15 protein-coding genes are annotated in these 16,462 nt (G+C 40.5%); 8 read left to right on the forward strand and 7 right to left on the reverse strand.

Annotated features, from left to right (window positions below):
- Window positions 1-304 precede the first annotated feature (304 nt).
- The gene (locus L2672_RS14910; protein WP_248996638.1) at window positions 305-745 is read right to left on the reverse strand and encodes a DUF4826 family protein; all 441 of its coding nucleotides are present in this window, start codon (window positions 743-745) and stop codon (window positions 305-307) included.
- 302 nt (window positions 746-1,047) lie between these two features.
- Here L2672_RS14910 and L2672_RS14915 point away from each other — a divergent pair, with 302 nt between their 5' ends.
- The 3 genes from L2672_RS14915 (at window position 1,048) to L2672_RS14925 (ending at window position 3,567) form a co-directional block, all read left to right on the forward strand.
- Window positions 1,048-2,073, forward strand: coding sequence for a Glu/Leu/Phe/Val dehydrogenase dimerization domain-containing protein (locus tag L2672_RS14915; RefSeq protein ID WP_248996639.1), 1,026 nt, complete (start codon window positions 1,048-1,050; stop codon window positions 2,071-2,073).
- Window positions 2,074-2,563: 490 nt separating this feature from the next.
- The gene (locus L2672_RS14920; RefSeq protein WP_248996640.1) at window positions 2,564-2,992 is read left to right on the forward strand and encodes a CBS domain-containing protein; all 429 of its coding nucleotides are present in this window, start codon (window positions 2,564-2,566) and stop codon (window positions 2,990-2,992) included.
- Between the two features lie 230 nt (window positions 2,993-3,222).
- Complete coding sequence (locus tag L2672_RS14925; protein WP_248996641.1) at window positions 3,223-3,567, forward strand: hypothetical protein; 345 nt, start codon at window positions 3,223-3,225, stop codon at window positions 3,565-3,567.
- A 152-nt stretch (window positions 3,568-3,719) separates the two neighbouring features.
- Here L2672_RS14925 and L2672_RS14930 read toward each other — a convergent pair whose 3' ends face one another.
- The gene (locus L2672_RS14930; RefSeq protein ID WP_248996642.1) at window positions 3,720-4,889 is read right to left on the reverse strand and encodes a lipid-transfer protein; all 1,170 of its coding nucleotides are present in this window, start codon (window positions 4,887-4,889) and stop codon (window positions 3,720-3,722) included.
- Window positions 4,886-5,284, reverse strand: coding sequence for a PliI family lysozyme inhibitor of I-type lysozyme (locus tag L2672_RS14935; RefSeq protein WP_248996643.1), 399 nt, complete (start codon window positions 5,282-5,284; stop codon window positions 4,886-4,888). Before L2672_RS14935 ends, L2672_RS14930 begins: the two co-directional genes overlap by 4 nt.
- Window positions 5,285-5,519: 235 nt before the next feature.
- Here L2672_RS14935 and L2672_RS14940 point away from each other — a divergent pair, with 235 nt between their 5' ends.
- From L2672_RS14940 to L2672_RS14960, 5 genes are all read left to right on the forward strand, one after another.
- On the forward strand, window positions 5,520-6,254 hold the full coding sequence (locus L2672_RS14940; RefSeq protein ID WP_248996644.1) for a DUF1538 domain-containing protein: 735 nt from the start codon (window positions 5,520-5,522) through the stop codon (window positions 6,252-6,254).
- A gap of 9 nt (window positions 6,255-6,263) precedes the next feature.
- On the forward strand, window positions 6,264-7,058 hold the full coding sequence (locus L2672_RS14945) for a DUF1538 domain-containing protein (protein ID WP_248996645.1): 795 nt from the start codon (window positions 6,264-6,266) through the stop codon (window positions 7,056-7,058).
- Window positions 7,048-7,398 (forward strand): P-II family nitrogen regulator, encoded by a 351-nt coding sequence (locus L2672_RS14950; RefSeq protein ID WP_248996646.1) that lies wholly within the window; start codon window positions 7,048-7,050, stop codon window positions 7,396-7,398. Before L2672_RS14945 ends, L2672_RS14950 begins: the two co-directional genes overlap by 11 nt.
- Window positions 7,395-7,796: a CBS domain-containing protein gene (locus tag L2672_RS14955; protein WP_248996647.1), complete on the forward strand. Its 402-nt coding sequence runs from the start codon at window positions 7,395-7,397 to the stop codon at window positions 7,794-7,796. Before L2672_RS14950 ends, L2672_RS14955 begins: the two co-directional genes overlap by 4 nt.
- 223 nt (window positions 7,797-8,019) lie before the next feature.
- Window positions 8,020-9,543 carry a M20 family peptidase gene (locus tag L2672_RS14960; protein ID WP_248996648.1) on the forward strand — a complete coding sequence of 508 codons (1,524 nt, stop codon included), beginning with the start codon at window positions 8,020-8,022 and terminating at the stop codon, window positions 9,541-9,543.
- Between the two features lie 690 nt (window positions 9,544-10,233).
- Here L2672_RS14960 and sucD read toward each other — a convergent pair.
- The 4 genes from sucD to sucA form a co-directional block, all read right to left on the reverse strand.
- Window positions 10,234-11,106, reverse strand: a complete 873-nt coding sequence (sucD, locus tag L2672_RS14965) for a succinate--CoA ligase subunit alpha (RefSeq protein WP_248996649.1) — start codon at window positions 11,104-11,106, stop codon at window positions 10,234-10,236.
- The gene (gene sucC, locus L2672_RS14970) at window positions 11,106-12,272 is read right to left on the reverse strand and encodes an ADP-forming succinate--CoA ligase subunit beta (RefSeq protein WP_248996650.1); all 1,167 of its coding nucleotides are present in this window, start codon (window positions 12,270-12,272) and stop codon (window positions 11,106-11,108) included. The genes sucD and sucC overlap by 1 nt, the downstream gene beginning before the upstream one ends.
- A 77-nt stretch (window positions 12,273-12,349) precedes the next feature.
- Entirely contained in the window at window positions 12,350-13,540 is a 1,191-nt protein-coding gene (gene odhB, locus L2672_RS14975; protein ID WP_248996651.1) for a 2-oxoglutarate dehydrogenase complex dihydrolipoyllysine-residue succinyltransferase, read from the reverse strand.
- 28 nt (window positions 13,541-13,568) lie between these two features.
- Window positions 13,569-16,391, reverse strand: a complete 2,823-nt coding sequence (gene sucA, locus L2672_RS14980) for a 2-oxoglutarate dehydrogenase E1 component (RefSeq protein ID WP_248996652.1) — start codon at window positions 16,389-16,391, stop codon at window positions 13,569-13,571.
- Window positions 16,392-16,462: the final 71 nt, after the last annotated feature.

Here is a 16,462-nt window from a genome sequence, read left to right on the forward strand (position 1 = left end):
CAACGTCATCCTCGAGATCTTTTATCGAGGATCTGCCTTGCTGTAATAATCACTTGAATTCAAATGGACTAACTGCAGATTCCGGCTCAGAAGCATTGCCGGAATGACGTAGAGATAACCATTGCCGGAATGACGTAAACATAAATAATATCGTGAATAACGTGAATAACGTGAATAACGTGAATAACAAGCAAAAAGTAACAAGCTTTGATTTTATAAGGTGAATGTAAACCCAACCACAAACAAAAAGAGCCACCATTCGAAAATGCTGACTCTTTCTCATGCGTTATGCAAAAGTGTTAGTCTAAGACCAAATTTTGTCATCTTCGTGCATTTTAAACAGGCTTTCAGCACGAGATACTAATAAGTTAGCAAACTTAAGCTGTGTTGCATCTCGTGTTGCTCCAGACTTATGTAAGTTTTCTGCTTTAAGTTGCCACATTAATGAAAAATGACGCACGGCTTCACGGGCTGTTTTGGCCACTTTCACATCAACATAGTCTGAAGGTAAATCACCCGACATAACCCAAAAAGTTTGCTTAGTAGGTTGTTTTGAATCCATTTTCCAAATAGCCAAATAAGGTGCTAGGTAACGACTTTCTTCAGGAAAAACCTTATTAGGAATAACACCCTTCTCCGCTAAAAAACTGTTGGCTTTTTGAAACTGAGTCCTTACCCATTGTTGTCTTAATGCTTCTTGATCCACTGTTTGCTCAGTTGCAGTGTCAACTACTTCTTCCGTCATGATAATTCCTATCTTATTGTTATTCAGTCATTAATGATTTTAAAACAATCAAAAATTAGTGTATTTATTATCCACAAACTCAAAATAGCTTACGTTTACGTAAAGTGGCAAGCAAAATTGCCAGCCCGATGATAAAAATTACACATTGATGCTTTATCGAGAGTATCGCTAAATGCTATCTTGCTGCAATACCCAAGACCACATTGAATAATCAATTAAGTGTTAAGTGCATTCAATTTGGTAATCATTTCCTGTGTTAGCCAAATGCTAACATTAGACCTTAAAGTAAGTGGAGAGTTTACGTGGCGGTATTTAATCATGTCTCGTTTGATGAGCACGAACAAGTGGTGTTTTGTCATGATAAAGAAAGTGGCTTAAAAGCCATTATTGCGGTTCACAATACCAATAAAGGCCCTGCTGTAGGTGGTTGTAGAATGTGGAATTATCAATCAGATGATGAAGCATTAAATGATGTATTGCGCCTTTCTCGTGGCATGACATACAAAAACGCCCTGGCGGGTTTAAATATGGGTGGCGGTAAAGCGGTGATTATTGCCGATCCTAAAACCACTGACCGTGAGAAACTATTCTTAGCTTTTGGCAGATTTGTCAATAGCTTAGGTGGTAAATATTATTCTGCAGAAGATGTTGGGGTATCAACGTCAGATATGATGATCGCTCATCAAGAAACACCTTTTGTTGCTGGTTTAGAGGGTAAGTCGGGTGACCCTTCTCCTTTAACCGCTTTAGGTACCTATTTAGGCATTAAGGCGGCGATTAAGCATCAACGCGGAATCGACAGTCTTAAAGGTATTAAAGTCTCTGTTCAGGGGGTGGGTCATGTTGGTTACTATTTGTGTAAACATTTACATGAAGAAGGTGCTGAGCTAATTGTCACTGATATTCATCAATCGTCTTTAGACCGCGTTGCAACCGAGTTTGGTGCCACCGTTGTTGAACCACAAGATATCTATAACCAAGATGTTGATGTCTATGCTCCTTGTGCATTAGGTGCAACCATTAACGATATTACTATTCCACTATTAAAAGCGACCATAGTAGCAGGCTGTGCAAATAACCAATTAGCAGAAACACGGCATGGTGAAACATTAAAGAAAATGGGCATTTTATACGCGCCTGATTATGTGATTAATGCTGGCGGCATCATTAATGTGTCATTTGAGAATAACTACGACAAAGCTGCCTCGGTTGCTAAAGTTGAACAAATTTATCATACCTTATTAACCATTTTTGAGCGCGCTGAACAAGAAAACCGTACCACTGGCGATGTCGCTGATGAAATGGCTCGCGCGATTATTAACGCATAAAGGTATTCACTCAATAAGGCATGACGAGCATTACCATCATTTGGTCATGCTCGTTATCTTATAAGCGGTTGTTCTCGTCTGCTTTGAATGGCTATCCTCGTCTGTCTTGAGCGGTTATTCCCTACATCCTTGAATGTTTGTTCTTGTCTTCCTTGAAGCTTGTTCTCGTCATCCTTGAAGCTTGTTCTCGTCATCCTTGAGGGCTTTTATCAAGGATCTGCTTTTGGGATTAAAGGCGTTAAGTCATATGAAAAAAGCTGATTCCGGTCCAAAAACATCACCGGAATGACGGGTATTTTAAGCTTTTACGGAATAACGAGTATTTGAAGCGGTACTGGGATGACTAGAAGTTTAAATGTTAGCTGAATGGCGTGTACAAATCTCATAGTGGTGAAACAGATTACATGCTAACTTATTGTTGTACTATACTTTCTTAACAAAATGCCGCACTTTTGGGATATTGTTGAGTGTGAAGATTCAGGAGATAAGTATGTCAGCAACAATCACATTAGTCCGCCATATTATGGTTACTCGACTGGTTACTATTTCAATGGATGATAGGTTAACTGTCGCTAAACATATTTTCGATAATGTCCATTTTCATCATTTACTGGTTGTAGATGAACATGATCAACTGCAAGGCGTGTTGTCCCACCGTGACTTTCTTAAAGCATTAAGCCCAAATTTAGGCACCGCTGCGGAACTGGTTCGTGATACAGAAACCTTAAATAGACGGGTGCATCAAGTCATGACTCACGATCCTATTTGTATTTCGGCAGATGCCAATATTAAGCAAGCAACTCAACTTATTCTTCAACACAATATAGGCAGTTTACCGGTAAAAGAAAACGGGAAACTGGTAGGCATTATTACCTGGAAAGATTTATTAAAAGCCTACTGCTCATCCGAAGAAGCTTGATGTTACATGAAAGTAGTCAATTTTTTAAAGCGGCAAAATTTTACACCAGCTTGAAACGTAAATAAGTGTATAAGGCCAATTTAAGCAAGAAAATATAATTAAAAAAAATTTTAGTTTTTGAACAATCAATTATCCAATTTTTATAAAAACTTCATTTTTTGGTACTGGAAACTGTCACATTGCTTTGCTTAGATTATAGGTATAACGGCATTACCTAACGGGGCAATATTGTGATTAAATTTAACTATCGTTTTGATCAAGATCAGCTTGAGTTACAAGCCAGTAGTTGGTGTGGGCTTGAGAAAGTGCTACTCAATGGTAAAGTGGTATCTAAAAAATTCAACTTCGGCATGTTAAGCAATCACTATATCTCACTGAATAATGGGAATAAATATCAATTTAAACTATTGTTAGACCCACAAACTAACTTACTGACCTGTCGTATTTACAATCAACAAAACTTAATCACTATTCTTAAACAAGGTAAAAACCAATTACAAAAAAGCCAACGTCTAATAGAAGCTGGCTTAGTGTGTATGTTGTTCTCAGTTTTAACGGTTTATGTGATTGCCTAAAATAGTCTATAAGCCATTGCCAAATTAGCCTTAACCTTAGCAATCTAATGTATCTTCATCGTTTAATCTAATCTGTAATCACTTTAAGCTGCGACTACTTCACCGTTGATAAACTTAGCAATATAACGCCCCATTAATTAACATTATATCAATTACTGACCATATAACGTTACAACAGCAGCACCGCCTAAACCAATATTATGCTGTAAAGCCAATTTAGCTTTGGGGACTTGTCGATTACCTGCATTACCGCGTAATTGCAACACGAGTTCTGCACATTGAGCTAACCCTGTCGCACCAATAGGGTGACCTTTAGACATTAGCCCCCCTGATGGGCCAATGACACATTTTCCGCCATAAGTATTACTGCCTTCAGTAATAAACTTTATTGCCTCTCCTTCTGGGCACAATTGTAATGCTTCATAAGTAATTACTTCATTGGGCGTAAAGCAGTCATGTAATTCAATAACGTCAATGTCTTCGGGGCTGACTCCAGATGAATCATAAACCTTATTTGCGGCTTGTTGGGTCATCGATTGACCCACTGCATTGATTGGATTTTTCCATGAGTCTTTTGTATCTGTTGTCATCGCTTGTGCGAGTATTTTTATGGGAGAATTAACACCATGCTGCTTGGCAAATTGTTCATTACATACGATCACTGCTGCTGCGCCACATGTTGGAGGGCAAGCCATTAAGCGAGTTAAGTAATTATCGTAAATAATTTTTTCAGCAAGCACTTGGTCTGCACACAAAGGCATTCTAAATAAAGCATGAGGGTTATTCATAGCATGACGGCGTGATTTTTCAGCAACTTGAGCAAACAACTTTGCACTGACATTATACGTGTCCATATAGTAACGTCCTGCTTGTCCAAATGCCTTAAGTGCCACAGGTCCTTGAGGTGCTGCAAACTCTGCTAATACTTGCTCAATTCTTGTCAAGGGAGACTCTCTATTAGACCATTGTTCTGTTAATGCACCGGGTTGCATTTCTTCAAAGCCAAATGCTAAGGCACAATCAACTTCACCAGACATTACCGCTTGTCTAGCCAAATACAGCGCAGTAGAACCACTAGCACAATTGTTATTTACATTGATAATTGGAATACCGGTTTGCATCACTTCATAAAGTGCGTGCTGACCACAAGTACTGTCACCATAAATGTACGAGCAAAAAGCCTGTTGAATTAAGTGTGGCTCTATATTTGCGTTAACTAGAGCTTGGCTAATGGCATTCGCTGCCATTAACCGATACGGCTTATGTAGGCCCGGTTTACAAAAAGGAGTGAGTCCAACACCTGCAACTGCCACATAATTCATTGGTTTTCCTTACATAACATTAAAGTTTCAGGTGTAAAGCATACTTGTTGAATATTTTGGTAACTTCCGCTACCTGCTGACACGGTGGTAATATTAATCGCTTGCATATCGTCTAATATTTCAACACCTGCAATAGTCCCATCCCGAGGAAAACTGACTGCACTAATAAAGTCACCAACAGAAAGATCATGGTACAGTTTGACTGTAATAGAACCGATTGATCTTGGCTCAAGCTGCCCTTCTTCTACCACAATGGTAATGTGATCATTGATAATAAATGCTTTTAAATAACCTGCATCTTGATGCTGACTTACTTCACCGCTTGCTTCAACTTTATGAGCAAAACAGCATAAAGATAACATTATCAATAAGCCAAAAAGATTGTTAAGTTTCATGTGGTTTACCTTCTTTAGGTTGATAACAATATGGATGACAATCTATCAAAACACAAATTTGCTGGATGTTTTTTATACGCCCTACTGTAGCATTCCACAAATTTATTTGACCTAAATCAAACTTAAGTAAATTTTTGTAACTAAACTGTTGTCATATTTAACATTCAAGGCAAACTGAATATTAGATTAAAAATATCTTAATAGTTATTAAAGTGTTTTGAATAAGGGAGGAGTAATGGCGGCATTGAAACAGCTTTTTACCTCCATGTTTAATAGTTTCAAAGATCTAGTCCCTATCATATTTGTTGTTGGATTTTTTGAAATATTTATCTTACAGCAAGCCCCCGATCACCTTGGTTCAATTTTAATAGGCTTAATCTTTATTGTCCTAGGGCTCACTTTTTTTGTATTTGGTCTAGAAATGGGTTTATTTCCTATAGGCGAATCACTAGCTGAAGCTTTAGCGCGTAAAGGCAGTATTGTTTGGTTAGTCATTTTTTCTTTTTCATTAGGGTTTGGGACGACATTAGCAGAACCGGCTTTAACCGCCGTAGCAAACGAAGCCGCTCAAGTAGCTGCTGAATCAGGTGCTATTCAATCACATCCACAAGCCCTTGCAGAATATGCTATGGGATTAAGGTTAACAGTGGCGATTTCAGTTGGATTGGCGATATTACTTGGGGTGATTAGAATTCTTAAAGGTTGGCCTATTCAATACCTTATCATTGGAGGGTATATCATTGTAATGGTACTCACGGCTTTTGCCCCCCCTAGCATTATTGGTATTGCTTATGACTCTGGTGGCGTGACAACCTCTACCATTACAGTACCGTTAGTTACCGCTCTAGGGGTTGGGTTAGCAACAGTGATTAAAGGTAGAAACCCAATGCTTGATGGTTTTGGTTTAATTGCCTTTGCCAGTTTAACGCCGATGATTTTTGTCATGCTATACGGCATGATATTTCTATAAGGAGCCTAAATGATCGGTCAACTATTGGATACCTTATTACTGACCGCCCGAGACGTTATACCTATAGCGGTAATTCTTTTTGGCTTTCAGCTCGGAGTGCTAAAAAGGCCCATTGCTAATTGGCGAAAAGTGGTGCTGGGTTTTATCTATGTGATCATAGGATTAACCTTCTTTTTAGTTGGCCTTGAAATGGCGCTATTTCCCATTGGCGAAAGCATGGCTAACCAACTCACCTCTCCTGAGTTTTTACACCCCAACGGAGAAGCTACGCCTTTTATTTGGCAAGACTATTTTTGGGTTTATGTGTTTGCAGCTGCAATTGGCTTTAGTACCACCATCGCAGAGCCCTCATTAATTGCGGTGGCGATTAAAGCGAATGACGTGTCAGGCGGAACCATAGGGATACAAGGTTTACGAATATCTGTGGCGATTGGAGTGGCATTTGGTATTGCTTTGGGCTGCTTTAGAATAGTGGTTGGCGATCCAATTCATTATTACATTATGGCTGGTTATATCGTGGTCGTTATTCAAACCTTTTATGCTCCTAAAATGATTATCCCCTTGGCATATGACTCAGGAGGTGTAACCACTTCAACGGTCACTGTGCCATTAGTTGCCGCCCTTGGTTTAGGCTTAGCAACCAATGTTGAAGGTAGAAATCCATTAATTGACGGCTTTGGATTAATTGCCTTTGCGAGCTTATTCCCCATCATTTCGGTTATGGCTTATGCCCAAATAGTAGAGTACTTAACTCAACGCCGAGACAACAAAAAGAACTTAGAGGAGCATAAAGATGCGCTTTAAATTGATTGTCGCCTTTGTTGATGATGATTGTACTGATGAAATACTCACAGCGGCTCGCTCTGCTGGCGCAACTGGCGCGACAGTGATCAATCATGCCAGAGGCGAAGGGCTTGAAAAGAAAAAAACCTTTATGGGCTTAGGCTTAGATGTGCAGCGAGATGTTGTACTCTGGCTGGTTGAAGAACATATGGCAAGACACATTCTAGAAACCATTGCTAAAGTTGGTAAATTCGATACTAATAAAGGTCGAGGTATTGCGTTTCAAATTGATGTTGAAGATGCCGTTGGAGTCGCCCATCAAGTAGAAGAACTCACAAAAGAGATTGAGGACCAGATATGAGCACCAAACACCCCATCAAAAATCGTGATGTATTAAATCAAGACTACGTTATGGTTGATGGCACAATTACGGTGTCGGAAGCCATCACAAAAGCCATTTTGAATAATGTCACCATCCTAGTGGTGAATAAGCGAACCGAACATGACGAGTACGGTTTGGTATTAATGAGTGATATTGCGCGCAAAGTATTAGCTAAAGATAAATCACCAGACAGAACAAATGTATATGAGATAATGATTAAACCGGTATTTTCAGTAGATGCAGATATGGATGTACGTTATACGGCCAGATTGTTTGAACGTTTTGGGATCAATAAGGCTCCAGTCATTGATGGTGGAAAAATACAAGGCTTTGTTACTTACAATGATATTGTGCTTAAAGGAATGATCGAACAATAAGCACAGAACTCACGGCTACTCCAATATAATTGTTTATTGTAAGTATGAACTCAACATAATATTAATCGTTTGAGTATATTGATAATTGAGTGAAGCATTACCATGTTGGCGTGATAAAAACATCAAAAAAATTAACCATAATATCTAGCTCATTTACAACAATATCAGGCTATACTGTTGAATTAGCCCCGCTGTTTTAACACTTTTTGACAAGGAATTCCCAATGGTAAGATGCAGTAAACTGATCGCCAGTATGCTTCCGTTATTCGCCCTAACTACCCAGCATGCTTTGGCTGATGACAAACAGGACTTTTCTTCTATGCAAATGCAAGGTGTAGAGCAAATTGAAGTTAAAGTGGACTTAGATAATGCAGTGAAACGCTTATCAAAAGCCGTTCAATTTAAAACCATATCTAATCAAGACAGAAATGATTTTGATGAGCAAGCTTTCAATGACTATCATGAGTTTATTAAACAATCCTACCCTTTAGTGCACAAAACACTCAAAAGAGAGATTATTGGCGACCCAAGGCCTTTCAGCTTACTTTATACCTGGAAAGGAAAAGACCCATCACTCGCACCCGCTATTTTTATGGCTCACCAAGATGTGGTACCTATTGCTGAAGAGTCACGTGATCAATGGCTAGTTGAGCCATTTTCAGGTGCAATTAAAGACGGTTATATTTGGGGGCGCGGCGTTTTAGACGATAAAAACCAAATCCATGCAATTCTTGAAGCAACGGAAATGAAAATTAAACAAGGTTTTCAACCAAGCCGTACTATCATGTTTGTGTTTGGCCATGATGAAGAAGTGGGTGGCCCAGAAGGCGCCAAAAGTGCTGCTGACTTACTAGAAAAGCGTGGCATTAAAGAAATTGCTTTCGTCATTGATGAATCTGCACCTCTTACCCCAGGTATTTTCCCTGGCATTCGAGAAAACACTGCATTAATTGGTATTGCTCAAAAAGGCTTCATTAGTTTAGAGCTCGCAATTAACAGCGTGGGTGGTCATTCATCACAACCTCCTTTAGAGTCAAACATTGTCGCATTAGCCAAAGCGGTTACTAAAGTTGAAGCAGCGCAATTCCCTTATAAACTTCACGATGCTGTACGCTACCAATACCGCTTTATGGGACCAGAATTACCTAAAGAGCAGCAAGCCATGTATAAAGCGGTGGCCTATGGTGATAATGACAATCTGACGCAACTTGAGAAAGACTTTATCAATGCTATGGCGGCAAACCAAGTTACTCGCTCAATGATTCATACCACAACTGCTGTGACTATGTTTAATGCCGGGATTAAAGATAACGTATTGCCCCCTTCAGCAACGGCTGTAGTCAACTTTAGACCGATGCCAGGTGATACCCCTGAAGTGATTATTGAACATGTTAAGAATGCGATTCAAGATGAACGTATTACGGTGCGGGACATATCAGCATCAACACCTGCAACCAATGTCGCCAACCCACATGGTCAAGGCTATAAACTGCTTGAAAAAACCATTCGTCAAACATGGGGTAACGACTTAATTGTGTCACCTTTCTTTGTGATGGGGGGGTCAGATTCTAAACATTTCCAAGCACGTTCGTTCGCACCTGATGTGTATACCATCACCGGGATTCAATTAGAGTCGACTAAAGAGTTTGAAGGCTTCCACGGAGTTAACGAACGTATTCTAATTGAAGAGTATGGTCGCTCTATTGGCTTCTTCTATTCGTTAATCGATAACCTAGAAGATTTATAACAAGCGATTTTTGAATAATATTAGGGTGTAGTTAATTTTAACTACGCCCTTTTTTATGAAAAATTCATCACTATCAAACAAACCAAGTTTAAGCAGTTATACCAATCACGATATGTATGTGATCAGAATTAGCGTAGGAAAAATGCTTGAGAACAAGGTAGATTTTTTCGATAAGTAGTTATTCTACAATCAAAAAATCTAACGCTGTTATCGAGTATTTTAACAAGCTAGGGTGAGCAATTATTTATCACGATTGGTATTAGCCCCAAATACAGCTTTATGCTGCTTAGAATTAATACATAGCAAAGTAAAACTATCGACTTTTTACGGCGCCGCGGCAACAGTTCTTTCACCACAACGGAGCCATGGTCATCAAGTAACTGTGACTTCCATAAAATAAACCACAAAATGGTTAATTTAAATGTCTGCTGTTGTATAACAACGGTCTGATGTTTTATTGGCCATAGAACCAAAAATGACAATAGAATTTGTTGATTGCTAGTGATACTAAAGCGAGTTGTAAAGCGATCGTAGCTAATCAGGATTTGCTCACCCGCAATGGTATGTGTTTGTTGTTGGGTCCGTTCGAACGGCATAGACTACTATCCATATATCGTGTCGCTTTTAAAAGCAAGTCACAAAAAAGGACGCCGAAGCGCCCTTTTACTTGTTGTTACTGATAGGTATTGATTACCAACCAGTACGAGTACGTAATGCTTTACCAATATCCGCTAATGAACGAACAGTGGTTACGCCAGCCGCTTCTAAAGCAGCAAATTTATCAGCAGCAGTACCTTTACCACCAGCGATGATTGCGCCAGCATGACCCATACGCTTACCTTCTGGTGCAGTTACACCAGCAATGTAAGAAACAACAGGCTTAGTTACGTTTGCTTTGATATATTCAGCCGCTTCTTCTTCAGCAGTACCACCAATTTCACCAATCATAACGATGGCTTCAGTTTGTGGATCGTTTTGGAACATTTCCAATACGTCGATGAAGTTAGTACCTGGAATTGGGTCACCACCAATACCAACACATGTTGATTGGCCGAAACCTTCGTCAGTAGTTTGCTTAACCGCTTCGTACGTTAATGTACCAGAGCGAGAAACAATACCTACTTTACCTGGCTTATGAATGTGACCTGGCATAATACCAATTTTACATTCACCTGGAGTAATAACACCTGGACAGTTAGGACCGATCATGCGAACGCCAGTTTCTTCTAGCTTCACTTTCACTTGTAACATGTCTAATGTTGGGATGCCTTCAGTAATACAAACGATAAGCTCAATGCCTGCATCAATTGCTTCTAAAATTGCATCTTTACAAAATGGTGCTGGTACGTAGATAACAGAGGCTGTTGCACCTGTTTCAGCTACTGCGTCTTTCACTGTGTTAAACACAGGAAGACCTAGGTGAGTTTGACCGCCTTTACCAGGAGATACACCACCAACCATTTGTGTGCCATAAGCAATTGCTTGCTCAGAGTGGAAAGTACCCTGACCACCAGTAAAACCTTGACAGATAACTTTGGTATCTTTGTTAATTAATACAGACATTATTTGCCCTCCGCAGCAGCAACAACTTTAACAGCAGCGTCTGATAATGACTCAGCAGCAATAATATCTAGGCCAGAGTTAGCTAAAACATCACGACCTAATTCAGCGTTAGTTCCTTCTAAACGAACAACAACAGGAACTTGAACACCCACTTCTTTAACTGCACCGATAATACCTTCAGCAATCATATCGCAACGTACGATACCACCGAAAATGTTAACCAATACCGCTTTAACATTGCTATCAGATAAAATGATTTTGAATGCTTCAGCAACACGTTCTTTAGTTGCACCACCACCTACGTCTAGGAAGTTAGCTGGCTTGCCACCGTGTAGGTTTACAATGTCCATAGTACCCATTGCTAGGCCTGCACCGTTAACCATACAACCTACGTTACCATCTAATGCAACATAGTTAAGTTCGAATTTAGCCGCGTGAGCTTCACGAGCATCATCTTGAGATGGGTCGTGCATGTCTTTGATTTTTGGTTGACGGAATAATGCATTGCCGTCGATACCAATTTTGCCATCTAAACAGTGAAGATTGCCTTCATCAGTAATCACCAATGGGTTGATTTCTAATAATGCGAAATCATGGTCATTAAACATGTTAGCAAGACCCATAAAGATCTTAGTGAACTGTTTCATTTGAGTTGGGTTTAACCCTAACTTGAAACCAAGATCACGTGCTTGATAAGCTTGAGGACCTGTTAATGGATCGATGATTGCTTTGTGAATTAGTTCTGGTGTTTCTTCAGCAACTTTCTCAATCTCAACACCACCTTCAGTTGACGCCATAAATACAACACGACGTGTTGCACGGTCAACAACTGCACCTAGGTACAATTCATTAGCGATGTCAGTGCAGCTTTCAACTAGAATTTTAGCAACTGGCTGACCTTTTTCGTCAGTCTGATATGTTACTAAGTTTTTACCTAACCAGTTTTCAGCAAATGCTCTGATTTCTTCTTTATCACCGGTAACTTTAACGCCACCAGCTTTACCACGGCCGCCTGCGTGTACTTGACACTTAACAACCCACATATTTCCGCCAATGTGGCCAGCTGCTTCAACTGCTTCTTGAGCAGTATCACATGCAAAGCCTTCAGAGACTGGTAAACCATATTCGGCAAATAAAGATTTTGCCTGATACTCATGCAAATTCATGATGATCTATCCATATACTTCTAATCAAATCCTACTGGCTCAAATGAGCCAGCTGCGAGGGTGTGTCTAGTTGACTCTTATAGGTCAAGCAATAGACGAGTTGGATCTTCTAAGAAGTCTTTAATCGCGACTAAGAAGCCAACAGACTCACGACCATCAACGATACGATGGTCATAAGAGAGTGCTAGGTACATCATTGGTAAGATTTCAACCTGACCATTGACTGCCATTGGGCGATCTTTAATAGCATGCATGCCTAAGATAGCGCTTTGTGGCAGATTTAAAATTGGAGTAGACATTAGTGAGCCAAAAACACCACCATTAGTCACTGTGAAGTTACCGCCGGTCATGTCATCAACAGTCAGTTTACCGTCACGACCTTTGATAGCTAATTCACGAACCGCTTTTTCAATTTCAGCAAGGCTCATAGTATCTGTGTCACGTAATACTGGCGTTACCAATCCACGTGGCGTAGATACTGCAATGCTCACATCAAAGTAGTTATGATAAACAATATCATCACCATCAATTGAGGCGTTTACTTCAGGGAAACGTTTTAGCGCTTCAGTCACTGCTTTTACATAGAAAGACATAAAGCCTAAACGAATACCGTGTTTTTTCTCGAATATTTCTTGGTACTGTTTACGAATATTCATAATTGGCTTCATGTTAACTTCGTTAAACGTGGTTAACATTGCCGTTGAATTTTTCGCTTCTAATAAACGATTAGCAATGGTTTTGCGTAAACGAGTCATAGGAACACGTTTTTGGCTACGACCTTCTAAAGGTGCAATTGGCGCAGCGGCTGCAGCAGGTTTAGCCGCAGAAGCAGACTTAGCAAACGCTTCCACATCTTCTTTAGTGATACGTCCACCAACACCTGTGCCTTTAATTTTTGAAGCATCAAGATTGTGCTCAGCAATTAAACGACGAACAGATGGGCTTAATGCGTCGTTAGATTCGTCAGACGACTCTTGTGCAACTGGCGCATCTTCTGCTTCTGCTTTTGTTACTTCTTGGCCTGCAACCGCACCCGCAACAAATTTAGCAATAACTTGTTCACCTAAAACGGTATCACCTTCTTGGAATAAAAATTCTGAAATTGAACCATCTTCAGGAGCAACAACTTCAAGAACAACTTTGTCTGTTTCAATATCAACTAAGTTTTGATCACGTGTTACCTGCTCACCAGGTTGAACATGCCAAGTAGCAATGGTTGCATCAGCAACTGATTCTGGTAATACCGGTACCTTAATTTCGATACTCATGGAAAGCTTCCCTTTATATAAATTATCTTTACGACAGTTTTAATGCGCTATTCAATAATGATTCTTGCTGTTGTACGTGTAACCCTGGATAACCACATGCTGGAGCAGCTGACGCTTCACGACCGGCATAAGTTAATTTTGCACCCGCTGGAATATTGGCCCAGAAGTGATGCTGGCTACAGTACCATGCCCCTTGGTTTTGCGGCTCTTCTTGACACCATACAAAATCCGTAACGTGTTGGTATTGCTCTAAAGCTTTACGCATTTCAACATCAGGGAATGGATATAATTGCTCAATACGAATGATGGCAATATTAGTCAAATTCTCTTTGCGACGTTTTTCAAGCAGCTCAAAGTATACTTTACCACTACAGAAAATGACTCTATCAACTTTGCTCGCTTCAAGGGTATCAATCTCACCAATCACGTTTTGGAATGTACCTTCTGCAAGTTCTTCCATACTCGACACCGCTAATGGATGACGTAGTAATGACTTAGGTGACATCACCACAAGCGGACGACGCATAGGACGCACGACTTGACGGCGTAACATGTGGTAAACCTGAGCTGGCGTAGAAGGAACACAAACTTGCATATTGTGGTTAGCACATAACTGCAAGAAACGTTCTAAACGTGCACTTGAATGCTCAGGGCCTTGTCCTTCATAACCATGAGGTAAAAGCATTGTTAGACCACATAAACGGCCCCATTTTTGCTCACCAGATGACAAGAATTGATCAATCACCACTTGGGCACAGTTAACAAAGTCACCAAACTGCGCTTCCCAAATAGTTAATCCACCAGGTTCTGCAGTGGCATAGCCATATTCAAATGCTAATACTGACGCTTCAGATAACACTGAATCAGTAATATCAATTGGCGCTTGTTCATCCGCTACATTACGTAATGGTAAATAAGTCGTCGCATCATTTTGATTATGTAAAACCGCATGACGGTGGAAGAAAGTGCCACGACCAGAATCTTGACCGGTAATACGAACGCGTTTTTTATCTTCAAGAATAGACGCGTAGGCTAAGGTTTCAGCAAAACCCCAATCAAGTAGCTTCTCGCCTTTTGCCATTAACACACGGTCACCATAAATTTTGGCAACACGAGACTGTAACTTATGGCTTTGCGGAATATCGACCAATTTATTGGCTAAGTTTTGCAGGCGCTCCATCGACATAGCACCAGCATAATCTTCATCCCATTCGCGATTCAGATACGGAGTCCAATCTACCGTATGTAGTGTCATTGGTCGCCATTCTTTAACCACACAATCACCTGCATCTAATGCATCACGGTAACCGTTAATTAATCCAGTGACTTCATCTGCCGCAATGCTGTTTTCAGCAATTAATTTATCTGCGTAGATTTTACGTGGTGTAGGATGTTTTTTGATTTTGGCATACATCAATGGCTGAGTTGCACTTGGCTCATCAGCTTCGTTATGGCCATGACGGCGATAACACACTAAATCAATGACCACATCACGTTTGAATTCATTACGGTAATCAACAGCAAGCTGTGAAATAAACGCTACCGCTTCAGGGTCATCTGAATTGACGTGGAAAATAGGCGCCTGCACCATTTTTGCGATATCTGTACAGTATTCAGTTGAACGCACATCAGCATGGTTAGATGTTGTGAAACCCACTTGGTTATTGACAACAATGCGAATACTTCCGCCAACCTTAAAGCCACGAGTTTGTGACATATTAAAGGTTTCTTGAACAATACCCTGACCCGTTATCGCAGAGTCACCATGAATGGTAATAGGCATAACTTGTAGGCCATCGTCACAGCCACGACGATCTTGACGTGCGCGCACGCTACCGATCACCACTGGGTTAACAATTTCTAAGTGAGATGGGTTAAACGCTAACGCTAGATGTACATTGCCACCAGGGGTTTCAAAGTCAGATGAGAAACCTTGGTGGTATTTAACGTCACCTGAGCCATGAGTATCAGCGTGTTTACCAGCAAACTCGTCAAATAATTCACTTGGACGTTTACCCAGAATATTCACTAATACGTTTAAACGACCACGGTGAGCCATACCCACAACAATCTCTTTGGTTCCGGCTTCGCCTGCACGATAAATGATTTCGCGCATCATTGGAACCAACGCATCACCACCTTCTAATGAGAAGCGTTTGGCACCAGGGAACTTAGCGCCAAGGTATTTTTCCATACCTTCGGCAGCATTTAAGCCTTCAAGAATACGCTTCTTAATTTGTGGGTTGTAATTGGCTTTACCTAATGTTGGCTCTAAACGTTGTTGAATCCAACGCTTTTCATCCGTATCAGTAATATGCATATACTCTGCACCAATAGAGCCACAATATGTGCTCTTAAGGGCATGAATAAGGTCGCCTAACTTCATGGTTTCACCGCCTAAGGCAAATGAACCCGTGTTGAACTCACGCTGCATATCTTCGGCTGTTAAGCCATGATAATTAGGGTCTAACTCTTGAACAGCTTCACGCTTCCATAATCCTAAAGGATCTAAGTTGGCATTTTGGTGGCCACGGAAACGGTGAGCATTAATAAGCTGAAGCACTTTAACTTGCTTTGCATCTAGCTCTGGGTCGCTTACGCGAGCAGCGCCTTTTGCACGGCTTTCGAGCGCTAAACTGCGGAAATAGTCACGCACTTTAGAGTGTGCCGCTTCAGGAGCTTCAGGTGAAGTACCATTAACAGGAGGGAGATTATCAAAAACAACCTGCCAATCAGCTGAAACTGATTGCGGATCTTCTTGATAGGCTTCATACATCTCTTCTACGTAGGTCGCATTCGAACCACTTAAGTGAGACGATTCGAGCCAGGCTTTCATGATGCCTTGGTGCATTGTTATTCCTTTCAAACTTGATACACGTGCTAGCCATAATGCATAACAATATTTCACATTGCTATACTTAA

Origin of the sequence: Shewanella gaetbuli, assembly GCF_023284065.1 — a bacterium.
Classification (GTDB): Bacteria; Pseudomonadota; Gammaproteobacteria; order Enterobacterales; family Shewanellaceae; genus Shewanella; species Shewanella gaetbuli.

Bases quoted from the DNA above. Each gene is read 5' to 3' on its own strand.
- L2672_RS14910 (WP_248996638.1), bottom strand. From the start codon at position 745: ATGACGGAAGAAGTAGTTGACACTGCAACTGAGCAAACAGTGGATCAA.
- L2672_RS14920 (WP_248996640.1), top strand. From the start codon at position 2,564: ATGTCAGCAACAATCACATTAGTCCGCCATATTATGGTTACTCGACTG.
- L2672_RS14930 (WP_248996642.1), bottom strand. From the start codon at position 4,889: ATGAATTATGTGGCAGTTGCAGGTGTTGGACTCACTCCTTTTTGTAAA.
- L2672_RS14935 (WP_248996643.1), bottom strand. From the start codon at position 5,284: ATGAAACTTAACAATCTTTTTGGCTTATTGATAATGTTATCTTTATGC.
- L2672_RS14940 (WP_248996644.1), top strand. From the start codon at position 5,520: ATGGCGGCATTGAAACAGCTTTTTACCTCCATGTTTAATAGTTTCAAA.
- L2672_RS14945 (WP_248996645.1), top strand. From the start codon at position 6,264: ATGATCGGTCAACTATTGGATACCTTATTACTGACCGCCCGAGACGTT.
- L2672_RS14950 (WP_248996646.1), top strand. From the start codon at position 7,048: ATGCGCTTTAAATTGATTGTCGCCTTTGTTGATGATGATTGTACTGAT.
- L2672_RS14955 (WP_248996647.1), top strand. From the start codon at position 7,395: ATGAGCACCAAACACCCCATCAAAAATCGTGATGTATTAAATCAAGAC.
- L2672_RS14960 (WP_248996648.1), top strand. From the start codon at position 8,020: ATGGTAAGATGCAGTAAACTGATCGCCAGTATGCTTCCGTTATTCGCC.
- sucD (WP_248996649.1), bottom strand. From the start codon at position 11,106: ATGTCTGTATTAATTAACAAAGATACCAAAGTTATCTGTCAAGGTTTT.
- sucC (WP_248996650.1), bottom strand. From the start codon at position 12,272: ATGAATTTGCATGAGTATCAGGCAAAATCTTTATTTGCCGAATATGGT.
- odhB (WP_248996651.1), bottom strand. From the start codon at position 13,540: ATGAGTATCGAAATTAAGGTACCGGTATTACCAGAATCAGTTGCTGAT.
- sucA (WP_248996652.1), bottom strand. From the start codon at position 16,391: ATGCACCAAGGCATCATGAAAGCCTGGCTCGAATCGTCTCACTTAAGT.